We start from the raw sequence: 14,930 nt of genomic DNA, 5'->3' as shown, positions 1-14,930 counted from the left end.
TTATTTCAATATGAGAAGAATTATATTCCTATTAATTTTAATTTTTGGTTTTCAGATGGCAGTGATTGGTCAGGAGCGGGAAAGCTCGGGTCCTGTTTACATAGACTCTGCCAGTGCGGTTTCTTCTTCTGCGATGGCCAGGAGAAAATTAATTGCACCCGAAAAGAAATTCAAAATTTATAATCCCAGGAATAGAGGTATCAACAAAATTGTGCCAGGTAAAGGTTTGCCAAAGGCTAAAACCTCCGGAATTCAGCAAAAAATGGGAGAGATATCAGTAAAAGCTCCTAATTTTACTTTTGAAGCTGCTTCTACACAAGCCACACCCACAGACCCCACGGGGGCTGCAGGCCCAAATCATTACGTAAACGGTTGGAATTCTGCTTTTTCAATTTTTGATAAATCGGGTAATCAAATTAGACAACCGGCATCTTTAGCCAGCATAGGTGGCGAGTTTACCAATGAAACCCTGGGAGACCCCATTATACTTTATGATGAATTTGCCGATAGGTTTATAATTTCACAATTTAGCGATACGCCAGAAAGCTTTTTAATTGCTGTATCACAAGGCCCAGATCCTGTTAATGATGGGTGGTATACCTATAGGTTTACAACCAATGGGGTCTTACCAGATTATCCTAAAATCTCGGTTTGGGGAGACGGCTATTATATTACTACCAATAAAAACTCTCAAACTGCAGCTACCAGCCAGGTTGTATATGCTTTAGAAAGGGATAAAATGCTCTTGGGACAAACGGCGCAAATAATGTCTTTTCCTTTACCCGGAATACAAACCAATGGTTTTTATAGCCCTGCCGGTTTTTCGGCTATAGGCAAGGAGTTGCCACCGCGAGGAAATTCCCCTATTGTTTACCTTCAAGACGATGCCTGGGCAGGTGTTAACGAAGACCATTTAAAACTTTGGCTTATTAATGTAGATTGGAATAATCCGTCAAATTCCACAATAGCTGAATCTCAGGAATTGGGTTCGGCCCAGGGCGTCTCACCATTTATCGCCACTTTTGATGGAGGTTCTTTTTCAAATTTGGCGCAACCGGGAAGCGACACTCCCGAAATTGATGTGTTGCAAGCCACTATGATGTATATGACCACCTATAGGCGTTTCCAGGACTATAATGCCGTGGTAATGAATTTTGTAGTAGATGTAGACCCTGGTGCCGCAGAACACGCCGGAATAAGGTGGTATGAGCTTAGGCAACAAAACGATGGTGGTCCCTGGAGTGTTCATCAGGAGGGGACTTACGCCCCCGATAATAGCGACAGGTTTAGCGGCAGTATTGGCTTGGATAAAGAGGGTAATATTGCCCTTGGTTATACCGTGTTAAACGATAATCCTCAAAACCCGGTTTTTCCCTCTTTACGCTATACAGGAAGATATAAAAACGATGAGCCCGGAGTTATGACTATAGAGGAACAAAGTATTATTGAAGGCGAAAGCCCTAATCCTAACTCCAGGTATGGGGATTATGCACATTTAAGCGTAGACCCTGCCGATGGGCTTACTTTTTGGCATAATGGGGAGTATTTTGTAGGTCCTGAAAGAAAAAACCACGTAGGCGTATTTAAAATTGCACCAGATTTTGATAACGATCTTGGCGTGGTTTCTTTGGTACGTCCGGAAGATTCCAGTTTGGGTGCTAATGAAGAAATTACCATTAAAATAAGAAACTACGGTCGCAATGCGCAATCTAATTTTGAAGTAAGCTATAGCGTAGATGGTGGCCCCGAGATTACCGAAATATTTGAAGAAAGTATTCCTGCCACGAGCTCGGCAGAATTTACTTTTGCTGCAAAAGCCGATCTTTCGGAGGTTGGGAGAACCTATGAATTTGTTTTTAGTACAAATTTGGCGGGAGATGAAAATGCTGAAAATGATAGCTTGCTTACTTCTATTAAAAACTTACCTCCAAACGATGTTGGGGTAACTTCAATTGATGCACCACAAACCGGAGAAAATTTTAGTGCTTCAGAAGAGATAAGCATAAGTATAGAAAACTTTGGAGGGGAACCACAACAAAATTTTCCGGTATTCTATCAAATAGGAAATAACACCCCGGTTAGGGAAGTTTTTAACGGAACCCTGCCGGTGGGAGGTTTGGAGGTATACACGTTTAACCAAACTTCAGATATTTCTCCTTCCGGAAGCTATAGGATTACCGGGGGAACGCGCTTAACAAACGATTTTGACCCTACCAACGATACCGCGGTAAAAACACTTGCTAATTTAGATTGTATTCCTGAAGGAGGCGATTGTAGTTATGGCGATGGAATTTTCTTTTTTGAGTTGGAAAATGTGCTTAACGAACGTATTCCCTGCGGAAATGGCTATGCCGATTTTATTGGTCTTTCTGCTAATTTAGATCGCTCCCAAAGTGAGTTTACCGTTTCGGTACAATCCTTATTTGGCGAATTAACCGCTGAGAATGCCGAGCGTTTTTCTATGTGGATAGATTTTAATGACGATGCGGTTTTTAGTGATGAGGAGCGCTTAATAACTTCAGAAATTATTCCTACGGCAGGAGAATGGCACGATACAAATTTTAGTATTCCGGCTGATGCAGAATTGGGCCAACACTTGTTGAGAATTAGGGCAGGGGATGTAGATTTTGAAGGGGATCTAAATAATCCTTGCGAGGTTATGGAGTATGGCACAACCCACGACTATTCTGTAAATATTACCGATTCTACCTTAGATATTGAAGACTTTATTTTAAACGAAGCTGAACTTATTGTTGTTTCAGAAGAGAACCAGCAGTTTAGAATTGTAATGGAGACCGATTATGAGGAAACTTTGCGAATTACGGTACATAATATTTTAGGACAAAAAATGTTGGAAAACCAGGTGCAAAACTCGGGTAGCGGCTATGTGTACGAACTGGATATGTCTTATGCGGCAAGGGGAGTTTATCTTGTAAGAATGGGAACCCGGGAGGTTGGAAAAGTGAAACGCTTTATTGTAGAATGATAGGAGAAAAATGTATACCGAAGAATTTTTAAATAGGTTAGATGAAATTACCCTGAAGTTTAAAACAGAGTTTGGGCAACTAAATGAGGCCGAAATTCATCATAAACCAAATGCAGCGACCTGGAGTATTGCGCAAAATTTAGAACATCTAATTTTAATTAACCAGTCCTATTTTCCAATGATAGACAGGCTTCGCGATAAAAGTCATAAAAAGCCATTTACCGCTAGATTTGGTTTTTTGGTAAATTTCTTCGGAAAAACAATTCTAAAATCGGTACAGCCTGAAACCACCAAAAAAACAAAAACATTCTCTATTTGGAAACCTTCTGAAACTCAAGTTTCAGAAGAAATATTAGCCAAATTTCTTGAACATCAGGAAAAATTAAGGCAAAAAATTGTAGAATCTGAAGATCTCTTAGAGAAAAACGCGGTAATATCTTCGCCGGCAAATCCAAAAATTGTTTATAAACTTGAGGCTGCGTTTAAAATTATTTTAGCACACGAAGAAAGGCATTTTCAACAAGCCAAAAGACTGCTGGAAATTCAATAATCTAACTTGTAAATCTTGCATTTAGCCTTATTTTTGGGGAAAATTGACTTTCATGAAAATTATTTCCTATAACGTAAACGGAATTAGGGCGGCCATAAGAAAAGGCTTTTTAGAGTGGGTGCAACAGGCAAATCCAGATGTGGTGTGCCTGCAGGAGATAAAAGCCCAACCGGAACAATTAAACCTGGACGATTTTAAAGAGGCCGGGTATCCGTATCATTATTGGTATCCTGCACAAAAAAAAGGCTATAGCGGGGTTGCAATTTTAAGCAAGCATAAACCTTTACATGTAGAATATGGTACCGGGATAGATTATATGGATCACGAGGGGCGTACTATAAGGGCAGATTTTGAAGATTTTTCTATCATTAGCTTGTATTTACCTTCGGGAACCAATATCGCCCGGTTGGAACATAAATTTAAGTTTATGGACGATTTTCAGCTGTATATAGACGAAATTAAACAGGATTTCCCAAATCTTGTAATTTGTGGAGACTATAATATTTGTCACGAAGCTATTGATATTCACGATCCTGTTCGACTTAAAAACGTATCTGGATTTCTACCGGAAGAACGAAAATGGATAGATAATTTTATGAAAAGTGGGTTTATAGACTCTTTTAGGCACTTTAATGAAGAGGGAGAGCAATACTCGTGGTGGAGTTATCGCGCCAATGCCCGGGCCAATAATAAGGGCTGGCGTATAGATTATAATTTAGTGGCAACACCCCTACAAGAAAAACTGAAACGCGCCGTTATATTACCCGAGGCCAAACACAGCGATCACTGTCCTGTGTTGGTAGAATTAGAATCAAAATTTTAAATAAAATAATAATATATAGTGATGAAAAAAGTAGTGGCTTTAGCAATTTCAGGGGTTTTTATGTTTACTTCCTGCGTGTCTTCAAAAAAATACCAGGAACTTGAAAGCAGGCATGCTGATTTAAAAAGGGAAAATAGAAATACACAGTCTGAACTCGAAAAATATAGAGATTTAGATGAAGAATATTCAGCCTTAAAAGAAGATTATGCTGAAGCTACTGCAGAAAGAGACCGGTTAAAAGATGAGTTGGAAAGTGCCAGAAAAAATTATGCTGCCCTAAAAGATTCTTACGATGCGCTGGAAGAAAACAGTTCTGCAGCTATTGCAGAAAATTCCCGTCAAAATCGAGAACTTTTAGCCGAATTAGAGGAGAAAGAACAGGCGTTGGTAGCAGAGCAAGCCAGATTAGATAAATTGCAACGAGATTTAGATGCCCGCTCTAGAAGGGTAGATGAACTGGAAAGCTTAATTGCGGCCAAGGATGCCAAAATGAATGCGCTAAAAGATGCTATTTCCAAGGCACTTACCAATTTTGAAGGGAAAGGTTTAACCGTAGAACAGCGCGACGGAAAAGTTTATGTTTCTATGGAAAATAAGTTGTTGTTTAGCTCGGGAAGCTGGGCCGTAAATGCTGAAGGTAGACAGGCGGTAAATCAATTAGGGAAAGTATTGGCACAAAACCCGGATATCGCGGTTTTAATTGAGGGCCATACCGATAATGTGCCTTACAGGGGAAGCGGTACACTTAAGGATAATTGGGACCTTTCAACTAAAAGAGCAACTTCTATTGTGCAAATTTTAAAGGAAAATAACAATATAGATCCGCAGAATTTAACCGCAGCCGGCCGTGGGGAGTATGCGCCAATTGCCACTAATGAAACCGCTGAAGGGAAAGCGAAAAACAGAAGAATTGAGGTAATTTTAACACCAAAGTTAGATGAGGTAACTAAATTGCTGAACGAATAAATAATCATTTCCGAAGAAAACCAATGAAATATACCAAGCTACCCAATACCGATATAAAAGTTAGTAAAATATGCCTGGGTACTATGACCTGGGGCGAGCAAAATACTGAAGCCGAAGGCCACGAACAAATAGATTTTGCGCTAGATAAAGGGGTGAATTTTCTGGATACAGCAGAAATGTATTCTATTCCCGGAAAAGCCGAAACCCAGGGTAGTACAGAAGAAATTATTGGTTCCTGGTTTAAAAAATCGGGTAGAAGGGAAGAGGTAGTGCTGGCTTCAAAAGTAGTTGGGCCGGGAAATGCTATGGAACATATACGGGAAAACCTGGGTTTTTCTAAAGAAGCAGTTACCGATGCCTTGCACAAGAGTTTAAAACGACTTCAAACAGATTATATAGACCTTTATCAACTGCACTGGCCGGAGCGAAACACTAATTTCTTTGGAAAATTAGGCTACGAGCACGATAGAAATGAAGCCTGGGAAGAAAATTTTCAGGAAGTTCTGGAAACTTTAAACGGCTTTGTAAAAGAGGGGAAAATTAGGCAGGTAGGCTTGTCTAATGAAACTCCATACGGAGTAATGCGTTTTTTGGAGGAAAGTAGAAAACACGGCCTTCCCAAGATGATTACCGTACAAAATCCGTATAATTTGCTAAATAGAAAAGATGAAATTGGACTTACAGAAGTGCTTCATCGTGAAAATATAGGTTTATTTCCCTACTCTCCATTGGGAATGGGAACTTTAACCGGAAAGCATTTAGATGGCGTAGAACCCAATTCAAGACTGGGCTTATTTTCGCAGTATAAACGATATTCTAACGAACAGGCAGTAAAGGCTACCAGAGCTTATAGCGAAATTGCTAAAAAGCATAACCTGAATTTCGCTCAAATGTCTTTGGCATTTGTAAATACGCGACCTTTTGTAACCAGTAATATTATTGGTGCCACTTCTTTAAAACAGTTGACTGAAAATATTGGAAGTATAGAGGTTGAACTTTCGGAGGAAATTTTAGGCGAGATTAATAAAGTTCACGAAACCTATCCAAATCCTGCACCTTAATAATTATTTGCCCTTCAGGGTTTAAGGAGCTATTGGTGCTACCAAACTTTGGTGTATAAAAGAAGCTTGGTTTGCTGAGGTTCTTACATGGTACCATTCATTAGTTTTTCCCAAAAATTGCAGGGTATCCCTGGCTTTGGAGGTGCTTAAAATTTTTGAGCCTGAAGTTGTCGGCTTATTTCTAAGATTGGCTTTGTTGGTTTTTACTAGCAATTTATGTGGGGTGCTGTCTAATAACTTAGGTTCGGTTTCCAAAATGTTGGTTTGATATATAAAATGTAAGGGGTTTATGGCGCCGCGATAGCTTTTATAAATTCCGAAATGTAGATGTGGGGGCGTGGTCCTGGCATTACCTGTGTTGCCCACAAAGCCCAAGGTGTCTCCTCTTTTTACATTCCCAGAGATATTGGCAATACTATCTAAATGCGCATAATAAAGCGATTGCTTGCGTTTTGGGTCCCGTAGCCAAACCTGCTTGCCGCCAAGTCCCTTTTCGCCGGTAAAGCTAAGGCTGCCATCTGTAGCAGCAACTACTGGGGTTCCTCTTTTAGCAAAAATATCTATGCCCTCGTGACGCCTGGCACCGCCATCGCGATTATCACCCCAGTAACTTTGTACATTTCTATTTGAGCCGGCACTCACCGGAAAAAGATAAGCTGGTTGTTTCTCTATTTAAAAAGTGAAAGGGGTGTGGGCTTCAATTTCGGGTTGAATAACTAATTTATAGGTAGCTTTTTTATGGGCTTCAAAACTTAATCTTTTCTTCCGGAAACCTGAAGTTTTGATCTTTTCAAATACGTTTGTTGAATCGCCTATCTTTTCAAATAACTCTATAAAAACAACTTGCCCGGTAGAATCGGTTTTCACATCAACATTTAAAACCTCTCCGGGTTGAAGCTTGACTTCATAAGAATAAACTGAAAAACCTTTAGGAAAGAATTTACCGGTTTCGGCATAAGGCAGATTTATGCCTACACTATCCTGAAATACCGTTTCAGCCGAATTTTCCCAAATTTGAAATAGTTCATCTGAAATATTCAAATCGCGTTTATACTGCTCTTTTGCGGTAGGATTAGTTATAAAATCAGATGCTTTATTAATTTGCGAACATCCGGAAATTATTAAAATTAAGGATAGGCTTAAAAATTTTATCTGCTTCATAATCTTGCGTTTCCGTGCAAATTAAAGCAGTAATTGTGCCATGTTAGGACGCTATTTTTTTATTCCCTCAATCTCTGGGTTACCCAAATAAATGACTTACAACATCTTCAATTTTAGCAACTTTTATCACATTGATGTTGAAATTGCTTTTTGGGACCTTGCTTTGTTTGGAAACCAGGATTGAAGCAAAGCCGAGTTTTTCGGCTTCAATAATACGTTGCTCTACCCGGGTAACCGGTCTAATTTCTCCGGCAAGGCCAACTTCAGCAGCAAAACAAATATCTTTTGGAATAGAGATATCTTCATTTGAAGATAAAATAGCAGCAATTACGGCCAGGTCTATTGCAGGATCATCTACACTAATTCCACCGGTAATATTTAAAAAAACATCTTTGGCGCCCAGCCTAAAACCAGCTCGTTTTTCTAAAACAGCCAATAGCATGTTTAGTCGTTTTACATTGTAACCTGTAGCCGACCGTTGTGGTGTTCCATACACAGCCGTACTTACCAGCGCCTGAATTTCTATCATAAGAGGGCGCATTCCTTCTAAAGTGGCCGAAATGGCTGTGCCGCTAAGATCTTCATCGTTCCTGGAAATAAGGATTTCAGAAGGGTTGCTTACTTCTCGTAAACCGCTTCCCTGCATTTCGTAAATACCCAGTTCGTGGGTAGAGCCAAATCGGTTTTTATGAGCCCGTAAAATTCGATATACGTGATTTCTATCGCCTTCAAACTGCAAAACGGTATCTACCATATGCTCCAGTACTTTTGGGCCTGCAATACTGCCTTCTTTTGTGATATGACCTATTAGAATAACCGGGGTGTTGGTTTCTTTTGCAAATTTTATAAGCTCTGCTGTGCATTCCCTAATTTGGGAGATGCTTCCCGGGGCACTTTCAATATAATCGCTGTGCAGGGTTTGAATAGAATCTATAATAATCACTTCGGGCTCAATGCTTTCAATTTGCCGAAAGATATTTTGGGTTTTGGTTTCGGTAAGAATATAGCAATTGGCAGCGACAGGATTAATACGTTCTGCCCGCATTTTTATTTGTTGCTGACTTTCTTCTCCTGAAACGTATAATACCTTGTAGTTTAATTGAAGTGAAATTTGAAGAAGCAATGTGCTTTTTCCTATGCCCGGTTCACCGCCCAGTAGGGTGAGCGATCCAGGTACAAGTCCGCCGCCTAAAACCCGGTCCAGTTCGGTGTTGCCGGTATTCCATCGGTTTTGGGGGCTGTTTTCAATTTCAGCTATTTTTAAAGGTTTGGAAGTTCGTTTTGCCTGGTTATGGGTAGCGGTTTTCCAGTCTTTTTTATCTGGTTTTTCTACAATTTCTTCAGCAATGGTATTCCACTCGCCACACGAACTGCATTTGCCCTGCCATTTCGCATATTGACTTCCACAATTTTGACAATAGAACGTTGATTTAACCTTGGCCATTTAGCTTTAAATTTTGCTGCTAATAACCGAAATCTTTTTTAATTGCATCGGCTTTTGCCAGCATAAAATCGGTGTTTAAAAATGCTATTTTTTCTTGTCCGTATGCATTTTGGTAGGTTCGCATTGCTTTTCTAGGATTGCCGGTTTCCTCTTCGTAACGAGCTTCAAAGTAAGTGCCAAGCATAGTCCCGGGATAGTTGTCATAAGCCAGGTCACTTAAACCTTTGTAATCTTCCCATCTTTTCGTTTTTTCAATCGCATTATGAATGGCCATAAAATCTTCTAAGCGTATTTTTTTCTCAATACCGAAAAGCTCGTTTATGCTTTCATATTTATCGGTTAAAAACTCTACTGAAGAAACCGAAGTTTGTAGCAAAAGCTCATTGTAATCTTTCTTACTTATAGGTCTGTAAACATTAAAAATGCTCTCGAGGGCGGCAGGGATTGCTTTTCCTACCAAAGAATAGTGGGTAGCATTTTCAAAATTATCAAACTCATAGGTCACCAAATCGTTTTCCAAAGCTGTTAGTTGTTCGTTAAGGGCTTCGATCCCATTTTTTAGCTGTGGGATATCATCGGTTCCGGTAGCCAAATAAAGCCATTTTTTGGTTTCAGATTTCCTTAAGGCATTGCTGATACGATCTACCATTTGGGGTGCCAGGTCCGGGCTTAAATTGATATAGCCATGAAAAATAGGATTGGATTTCAACAGGTAATAATTAATGAAATTTGCCGTATAATCGTGGCCCGCAATTACTCTAAAATTAGCAGTCCTATATTTATTATCTATATGCTGCAAAAGTTCCATTCCCAGGAATTCAAAAAAGGCTGCGCCTTTATTTGCCGGAAGAAAATTTCGATCTTCATAATAAGCATCGTCCATACGCGATTTACTTTGGTTGACGCCAACTACAATCATTTCGGGGGCATCTTCCCAATAGGAATAATAATCTACATTGCCGGCCATGGGTTCAAATAGATAGTCGCCATCTAATACCAGGATTACCGGGTAGGTTTTTTCGGTGTTTTCTTCGTAATTTCTTGGTAATTGAATTTTAATTTCCCTTGTTTCCCCAAGTTTTTGGGAAGAAATAGTTTCATAAAGTGTTTGTGCTGAACTTAGTAGCGGTGCTACCAGCAGCACAAAAATTAGTAATTTTTTAATCATAGGTGTTGGGTTTTGTTTAACCAACACAAGATATAATTTATTTCCGACGGTTGAAAATTGGGAGGAAAATGAAGGAAAGTCCGCCCAGGATAAGTACCAAAAGGGTTTGTGTGCTCCAGGTAATCCATCCAAAGGCTTCGCCGGTTTGTTTAGAAATGCCAAAAACAACTAAGATAGCACCAATGGCCACGGGGTAAACGCCAATTCCACCATTGGTAGCCGAAACTGCAAAAGAACCCACAACAAAAGTAGCCATAACTACAGAGAAACTAACTTTTTCCATTCCGGGAACGGCAAAAATAATTACATAGAACATTAGAATGTACATAATCCATATAAACAGGGTATGGAAGATAAATGCCCATTTTTGTTCCATTTTAAAAATACTTCGCATCCCTTCTAAAAGTCCGCGTGCCATTTTTTTTATGCGAACTAAAAATGAGAGTTGTGATCTTTTTATAAACTGAAGTACAATAATGCCAAGTAATAAAAGAGCTATAAGTAAACCGAAACTGGTTAAGGGGTTAATATTATTATTGCTAAAGTAAGTGAGTAAATATTCGGTTTGAAGCAATAATGTGAATGCTGTAATAGACAGCATAATAACAACATCGGCAATTCTTTCAGAAATAATGGTCCCGAATGCTTTTTCAAAAGGGATCTTTTCATAAGAGGAGAGACTCGCTGCGCGCAAAACTTCCCCCGATCTTGGAATTCCGAAATTTGCCAGGTACCCGGCCATTACGGCCATAAAGCTATTGAGGAGCCTGGGTTTGTAGCCCATAGGTTCTAGCATAAACTTCCAGCGGTACGCACGCGAAAGGTGGGAGAGGCCGCCAAGAACCATAGATAGTAGTAAAAACCAGGGATTGGCGTTTAAAATATTTTGCCACAATTCTTCCCTTTCTTCTGGTGTGGCGGTATTCAGGGAATACCAAACTAAAAAAACTCCCAGTAAAAGTGGGAGTATAATTTTAAGTATTTTAACCAGGTTCTTATTCAAATGAATTAGCTCAAAAGATTGTTTTCTTCATTAGGGAATACCAGTGAAGGTTTAAATGATTTTGCTTCTTCAAAATCCATAATAGCATAAGCGATTAATATTAAAATATCCCCCTTGGCAACTTTCCTGGCCGCGGCACCATTTAAGGTAATTTCGCCAGAATTTCTTGGACCCGGTATTACATATGTTTCCAGGCGTTCTCCATTGTTGTTGTTTACAATTTGGACTTTTTCCCCTTCAATTATATTGGCAGCTTCCATAAGATCTTCATCTATAGTAATACTGCCTATGTAATTAAGATCGGCACCTGTAACTTTTACTCTGTGTATTTTAGATTTTACTACGTGAACTTGCATAGTTTATTCTTCGTTATTTAGGGCAATATTGTCTATAAGCCTAACTTCTCCAACATAGGCCGCGATAAATGCACGGTAGGTATTGCCTTTTCTTTTTCGGTTAATTTTTTCTAATGTTTGGGTATTGGCAATCTCAAAATATTCTAGTTTTAAAACCTGATGATTTTTAAATTGCCCCTCTACCCAGTTTTGAATATATTCTGCACTTTTTGTGCCAAATAGTTCGTTAACTTTAAGCAGGGTTTTGTAAATAAAAGAGGCTTCCTCACGCTCAAAAGTATTCAACCTCTCATTTCGGGAACTTCTTGCTAATCCATTTTCTTCCCTTAAAATGGGGCAGCCTACTATTTCTACAGGAAGTCCGGTTTTATCAATTAATTTTCTTACAATTTGTAATTGCTGAAAATCTTTTTCACCAAAAAAAGCCTTGTGTGGCGTAATTACTTCGAAGAGTCTTTTTACGATGGTTCCAACCCCGTCAAAATGTCCGTTTCGGTGTTTTCCCTCCATTACTTGCTCTAATCCATCAAAATTAAACTGCTCGGCACTTATATTTTCGCCATATAATTCTTTAGCTGTGGGAGTGAAAATCCAAAGCTCAGGATCGGCTTGTTTTAAAAGCCTTATATCTTCCTCTAAAGTACGCGGATATTTCTCAAGATCGGCAGGGTTGTCAAATTGGGTTGGGTTTACAAAGATGCTGATAATCACTTGATCACATTCCTGTAATGCTTGTTTTACCAGGGATAAATGTCCCTGGTGTAATGCCCCCATGGTGGGGACTAAACCAATGATTTTTGCATTGGATTTTGCGGCCTTAACCGCCGCTTTTAGAAGGGTTTTTTCTTTGAAAACCTGCATTTTATTATAAAATTAACAGCGTGCAAACTTAATATATTACTAGCAATCTGCATAAATTTTTGTAATTTTGCGTGTTTTTTGTTCGCAATCGCAATTAAAGCCATCTATTTATGAAAGATAAGAGGATATTATACGTATCATCTGAAGTTATTCCTTACCTGCCCGAAACCGAAATATCATCCACGTCTTTTGAAGCCGCAAAAATGGTAAATAATATTGGAGGGCAAATAAGAATTTTTATGCCCCGGTTTGGTAATATCAATGAACGCCGCCACCAACTTCACGAAGTGATAAGGCTTTCTGGGATGAATTTGGTGATTAATGATCTAGATATGCCATTGATTATTAAAGTGGCATCTATTCCTAAGGAAAGAATGCAGGTTTACTTTATAGATAATGAAGATTATTTTAAAAGAAAAGCTACTCTCACTGATGAGGATGGTAACTTATTTGAAGATAATGACGAGCGCGCCATCTTTTTTGCTAAAGGAGTAATAGAAACCGTTAAAAAATTAAATTGGTCGCCCGATATTATCCACGTACATGGTTGGCTGGCATCCTTGCTTCCGTTGTATCTAAGATGTTATTATGGGAATGAGCCTTTGTTCAATGGTGCAAAAATAGTTACTTCTGTATACAATCAAGACTTCGAAGGAACGTTAGATGAAGAGATGCAGGAGAAAGTCTTGTATGACGGAATGGAGAAAGAAGATATAAAACATTTAAAAACCCCAAACTTTGTTAATTTAATGAAGCTGGCAGCAGATCATTCAGATGCGGTAATTACAGCCGGTGATAATATCCCTGAAGAACTTGCTACATATTTAACCAGAATTAATAAGCCATTGCTTCCTTATAAAAATAGGGAAGAATTTAGCCAGGCTTATCAGGATTTTTATACTAACGAAGTTTTATCTGAATAGAAATTTTTATCGAATGAATTTAATGAGAATGATGTATAAAACAGCAACTTTACTTGTTGTTGTTTTTGCTTTTGTGGCCTGTGATGATGAGTATAGTACTGTTGGAGGTGAGATTATTGAAAATACCAGTGATCTTGAGCTAGAGGAGGTTGAAGTTACTGCCTACAGTAAAAAAATCAATTCAGTACAAACAAATAAGCTTGGAAACCATTTATTGGGGGTTTATAATCATCCTATTTACGGGCAAACCACAGCAAGTATTCTTACTCAAATTTCACTACCTACACAAAACCCTACTTTTGGTACAGAACCAGAGCTTGATAGTGTGGTTTTAACAATTCCTTATTTTAGTACTGAAGCTGATTCAGATGAAGATGGGAATATAACTTATGCTTTAGACTCTGTGTATGGCAACACTCCAATTAAAATTTCTATTCAGGAATCTAATTATTATTTGAGAGATTTAGATCCAGATGCCGATTTTCAGGATAGTCAACGTTATTACTCAGATGATCAAGATTTATTTGAACAAAACCTTACCGGGGAGGTGATTTACGAAAATGATAATTTTCTGCCTTCTAATCAGGCTATTGTTTCCTATGAAGAAAATGACCAGGGTGAGCAAGATACCATTGCTTCCGGTCCGGCGTTAAGAATTAAACTTCCGACTGCGTATTTTCAGGAAAAAATTATAGAAAATGAAGGTTCTGGCGTACTTAGTAATAATAATAATTTTAAGAATTACTTGCGCGGAATGTTTATTAAAGCCGAGCCAAAAGAAGAAGATGGAACCATGATCTTTTTTAACCTTAATAAAGAGTCTGGTGCCGGAATAGAACTGTTTTATACCAATGAGGTGGAAACCACCAATGATGATGGCGGTACAGATACCATAAGACGTCGTAAACAATATAAACTTGATTTGGGTAGTACTATTGTAAATAGTTTTAAAGGAGAGTATCCGGGAGATATATTGCAGGCTATAGAAGAAAGTAATGCGGAAGCAGGTGCTGAAAAGCTTTTCCTGAATGGGGGGGAAGGAAGTATGGCGGTGATAGAGCTTTTTCAGGATGAAGAGCAAATAGAGGCTTTAAAAGAAAAAGACTGGCTTATTAACGAGGTTAATCTTAATTTTTACGTAGATAAAAGCTTTGTTAGTGAGATGAATGAGTATAATAGGCTTTATTTGTATGACCTTGATAATGGAAGGTTGCTGGCAGATTTAAGTTTTGCTCGTAATTTTGTTCAGGATTTTAATTCTGCCCAACCACTTAATTCCCTAACTTCCTTTTCTAAAATTTTGAAAGATGCCTCTAATGATGAGCCTGTTGGATATAAAATAAATCTTACCCAGCACGTAACCAATATTTTGGAGGATGATGCTGAGAATGTTCGGTTGGGATTGGTGTTGGTTGATAATATTAACAATGTATTTTTAGACAGAAGAGACGGTCCTATTACCCCATTACAATCAGGTGTGAGAGGGCTTGATGATATTGAGACAATACCATCAGAAGTAATTACAACCCCCGAGGGCACTGTTTTGCACGGTAACCTATCAAACGATGAAGAGAAACGATTAAAACTTAGAATATACTACACAGAGATTAAATAATTTACTAACTAAT

14 protein-coding genes are annotated in these 14,930 nt (G+C 38.7%); 7 read left to right on the top strand and 7 right to left on the bottom strand.

Translation table 11 applies throughout. The features are described 5' to 3' along the window. Positions 1-10 precede the first annotated feature (10 nt). Genes I6U49_RS10735 through I6U49_RS10715 form a run of 5 tightly spaced genes read left to right on the top strand, consistent with a single transcriptional unit; the run spans position 11 to position 6,386 of the window. Positions 11-2,986: a T9SS type A sorting domain-containing protein gene (locus I6U49_RS10735; protein ID WP_198628662.1), complete on the top strand. Its 2,976-nt coding sequence runs from the start codon at positions 11-13 to the stop codon at positions 2,984-2,986. A gap of 10 nt (positions 2,987-2,996) precedes the next feature. Further along, positions 2,997-3,536, top strand: coding sequence for a DinB family protein (locus tag I6U49_RS10730; protein ID WP_198628661.1), 540 nt, complete (start codon positions 2,997-2,999; stop codon positions 3,534-3,536). A gap of 52 nt (positions 3,537-3,588) precedes the next feature. Then, positions 3,589-4,359 (top strand): exodeoxyribonuclease III, encoded by a 771-nt coding sequence (locus I6U49_RS10725; protein WP_198628660.1) that lies wholly within the window; start codon positions 3,589-3,591, stop codon positions 4,357-4,359. Between the two features lie 21 nt (positions 4,360-4,380). Then, positions 4,381-5,325 carry an OmpA family protein gene (locus I6U49_RS10720; RefSeq protein WP_198628659.1) on the top strand — a complete coding sequence of 315 codons (945 nt, stop codon included), beginning with the start codon at positions 4,381-4,383 and terminating at the stop codon, positions 5,323-5,325. Positions 5,326-5,348: 23 nt separating this feature from the next. Then, positions 5,349-6,386, top strand: coding sequence for an NADP(H)-dependent aldo-keto reductase (locus I6U49_RS10715; protein ID WP_198628658.1), 1,038 nt, complete (start codon positions 5,349-5,351; stop codon positions 6,384-6,386). A gap of 21 nt (positions 6,387-6,407) precedes the next feature. On the opposite strand, the gene I6U49_RS17205 is transcribed toward I6U49_RS10715, so the two are convergent. The 7 genes from I6U49_RS17205 to panC form a co-directional block, all read right to left on the bottom strand. Next, positions 6,408-7,028 carry a M23 family metallopeptidase gene (locus I6U49_RS17205; RefSeq protein WP_317191861.1) on the bottom strand — a complete coding sequence of 207 codons (621 nt, stop codon included), beginning with the start codon at positions 7,026-7,028 and terminating at the stop codon, positions 6,408-6,410. 30 nt (positions 7,029-7,058) lie between these two features. After that, positions 7,059-7,547 (bottom strand): hypothetical protein, encoded by a 489-nt coding sequence (locus tag I6U49_RS17000; RefSeq protein ID WP_232804694.1) that lies wholly within the window; start codon positions 7,545-7,547, stop codon positions 7,059-7,061. Between the two features lie 79 nt (positions 7,548-7,626). Next, positions 7,627-8,991 carry a DNA repair protein RadA gene (gene radA / locus I6U49_RS10705; RefSeq protein ID WP_193711467.1) on the bottom strand — a complete coding sequence of 455 codons (1,365 nt, stop codon included), beginning with the start codon at positions 8,989-8,991 and terminating at the stop codon, positions 7,627-7,629. A gap of 19 nt (positions 8,992-9,010) precedes the next feature. Further along, complete coding sequence (locus I6U49_RS10700) at positions 9,011-10,159, bottom strand: alpha/beta hydrolase (RefSeq protein WP_198628657.1); 1,149 nt, start codon at positions 10,157-10,159, stop codon at positions 9,011-9,013. A gap of 37 nt (positions 10,160-10,196) precedes the next feature. Next, the gene (locus I6U49_RS10695) at positions 10,197-11,162 is read right to left on the bottom strand and encodes a lysylphosphatidylglycerol synthase transmembrane domain-containing protein (RefSeq protein ID WP_198628656.1); all 966 of its coding nucleotides are present in this window, start codon (positions 11,160-11,162) and stop codon (positions 10,197-10,199) included. Positions 11,163-11,167: 5 nt separating this feature from the next. Continuing rightward, positions 11,168-11,518, bottom strand: a complete 351-nt coding sequence (gene panD, locus I6U49_RS10690; protein WP_193711464.1) for an aspartate 1-decarboxylase — start codon at positions 11,516-11,518, stop codon at positions 11,168-11,170. 3 nt (positions 11,519-11,521) lie between these two features. Further along, on the bottom strand, positions 11,522-12,379 hold the full coding sequence (gene panC / locus I6U49_RS10685; RefSeq protein ID WP_198628655.1) for a pantoate--beta-alanine ligase: 858 nt from the start codon (positions 12,377-12,379) through the stop codon (positions 11,522-11,524). Between the two features lie 110 nt (positions 12,380-12,489). On the opposite strand from panC, the gene I6U49_RS10680 reads away from it, so the two are divergent. After that, positions 12,490-13,302 carry a glycogen/starch synthase gene (locus I6U49_RS10680; protein WP_193711462.1) on the top strand — a complete coding sequence of 271 codons (813 nt, stop codon included), beginning with the start codon at positions 12,490-12,492 and terminating at the stop codon, positions 13,300-13,302. Between the two features lie 13 nt (positions 13,303-13,315). Then, positions 13,316-14,917 carry a DUF4270 domain-containing protein gene (locus I6U49_RS10675; RefSeq protein WP_198628654.1) on the top strand — a complete coding sequence of 534 codons (1,602 nt, stop codon included), beginning with the start codon at positions 13,316-13,318 and terminating at the stop codon, positions 14,915-14,917. Positions 14,918-14,930: the final 13 nt, after the last annotated feature.

Origin of the sequence: Salegentibacter maritimus (assembly GCF_016236915.1) — a bacterium.
In the GTDB taxonomy this organism is placed as follows: Bacteria; Bacteroidota; Bacteroidia; order Flavobacteriales; family Flavobacteriaceae; genus Salegentibacter; species Salegentibacter maritimus.
The sequence above is the reverse complement of the archived record's forward strand: the minus strand, read 5'-3'. Positions and strand labels throughout refer to the sequence as shown.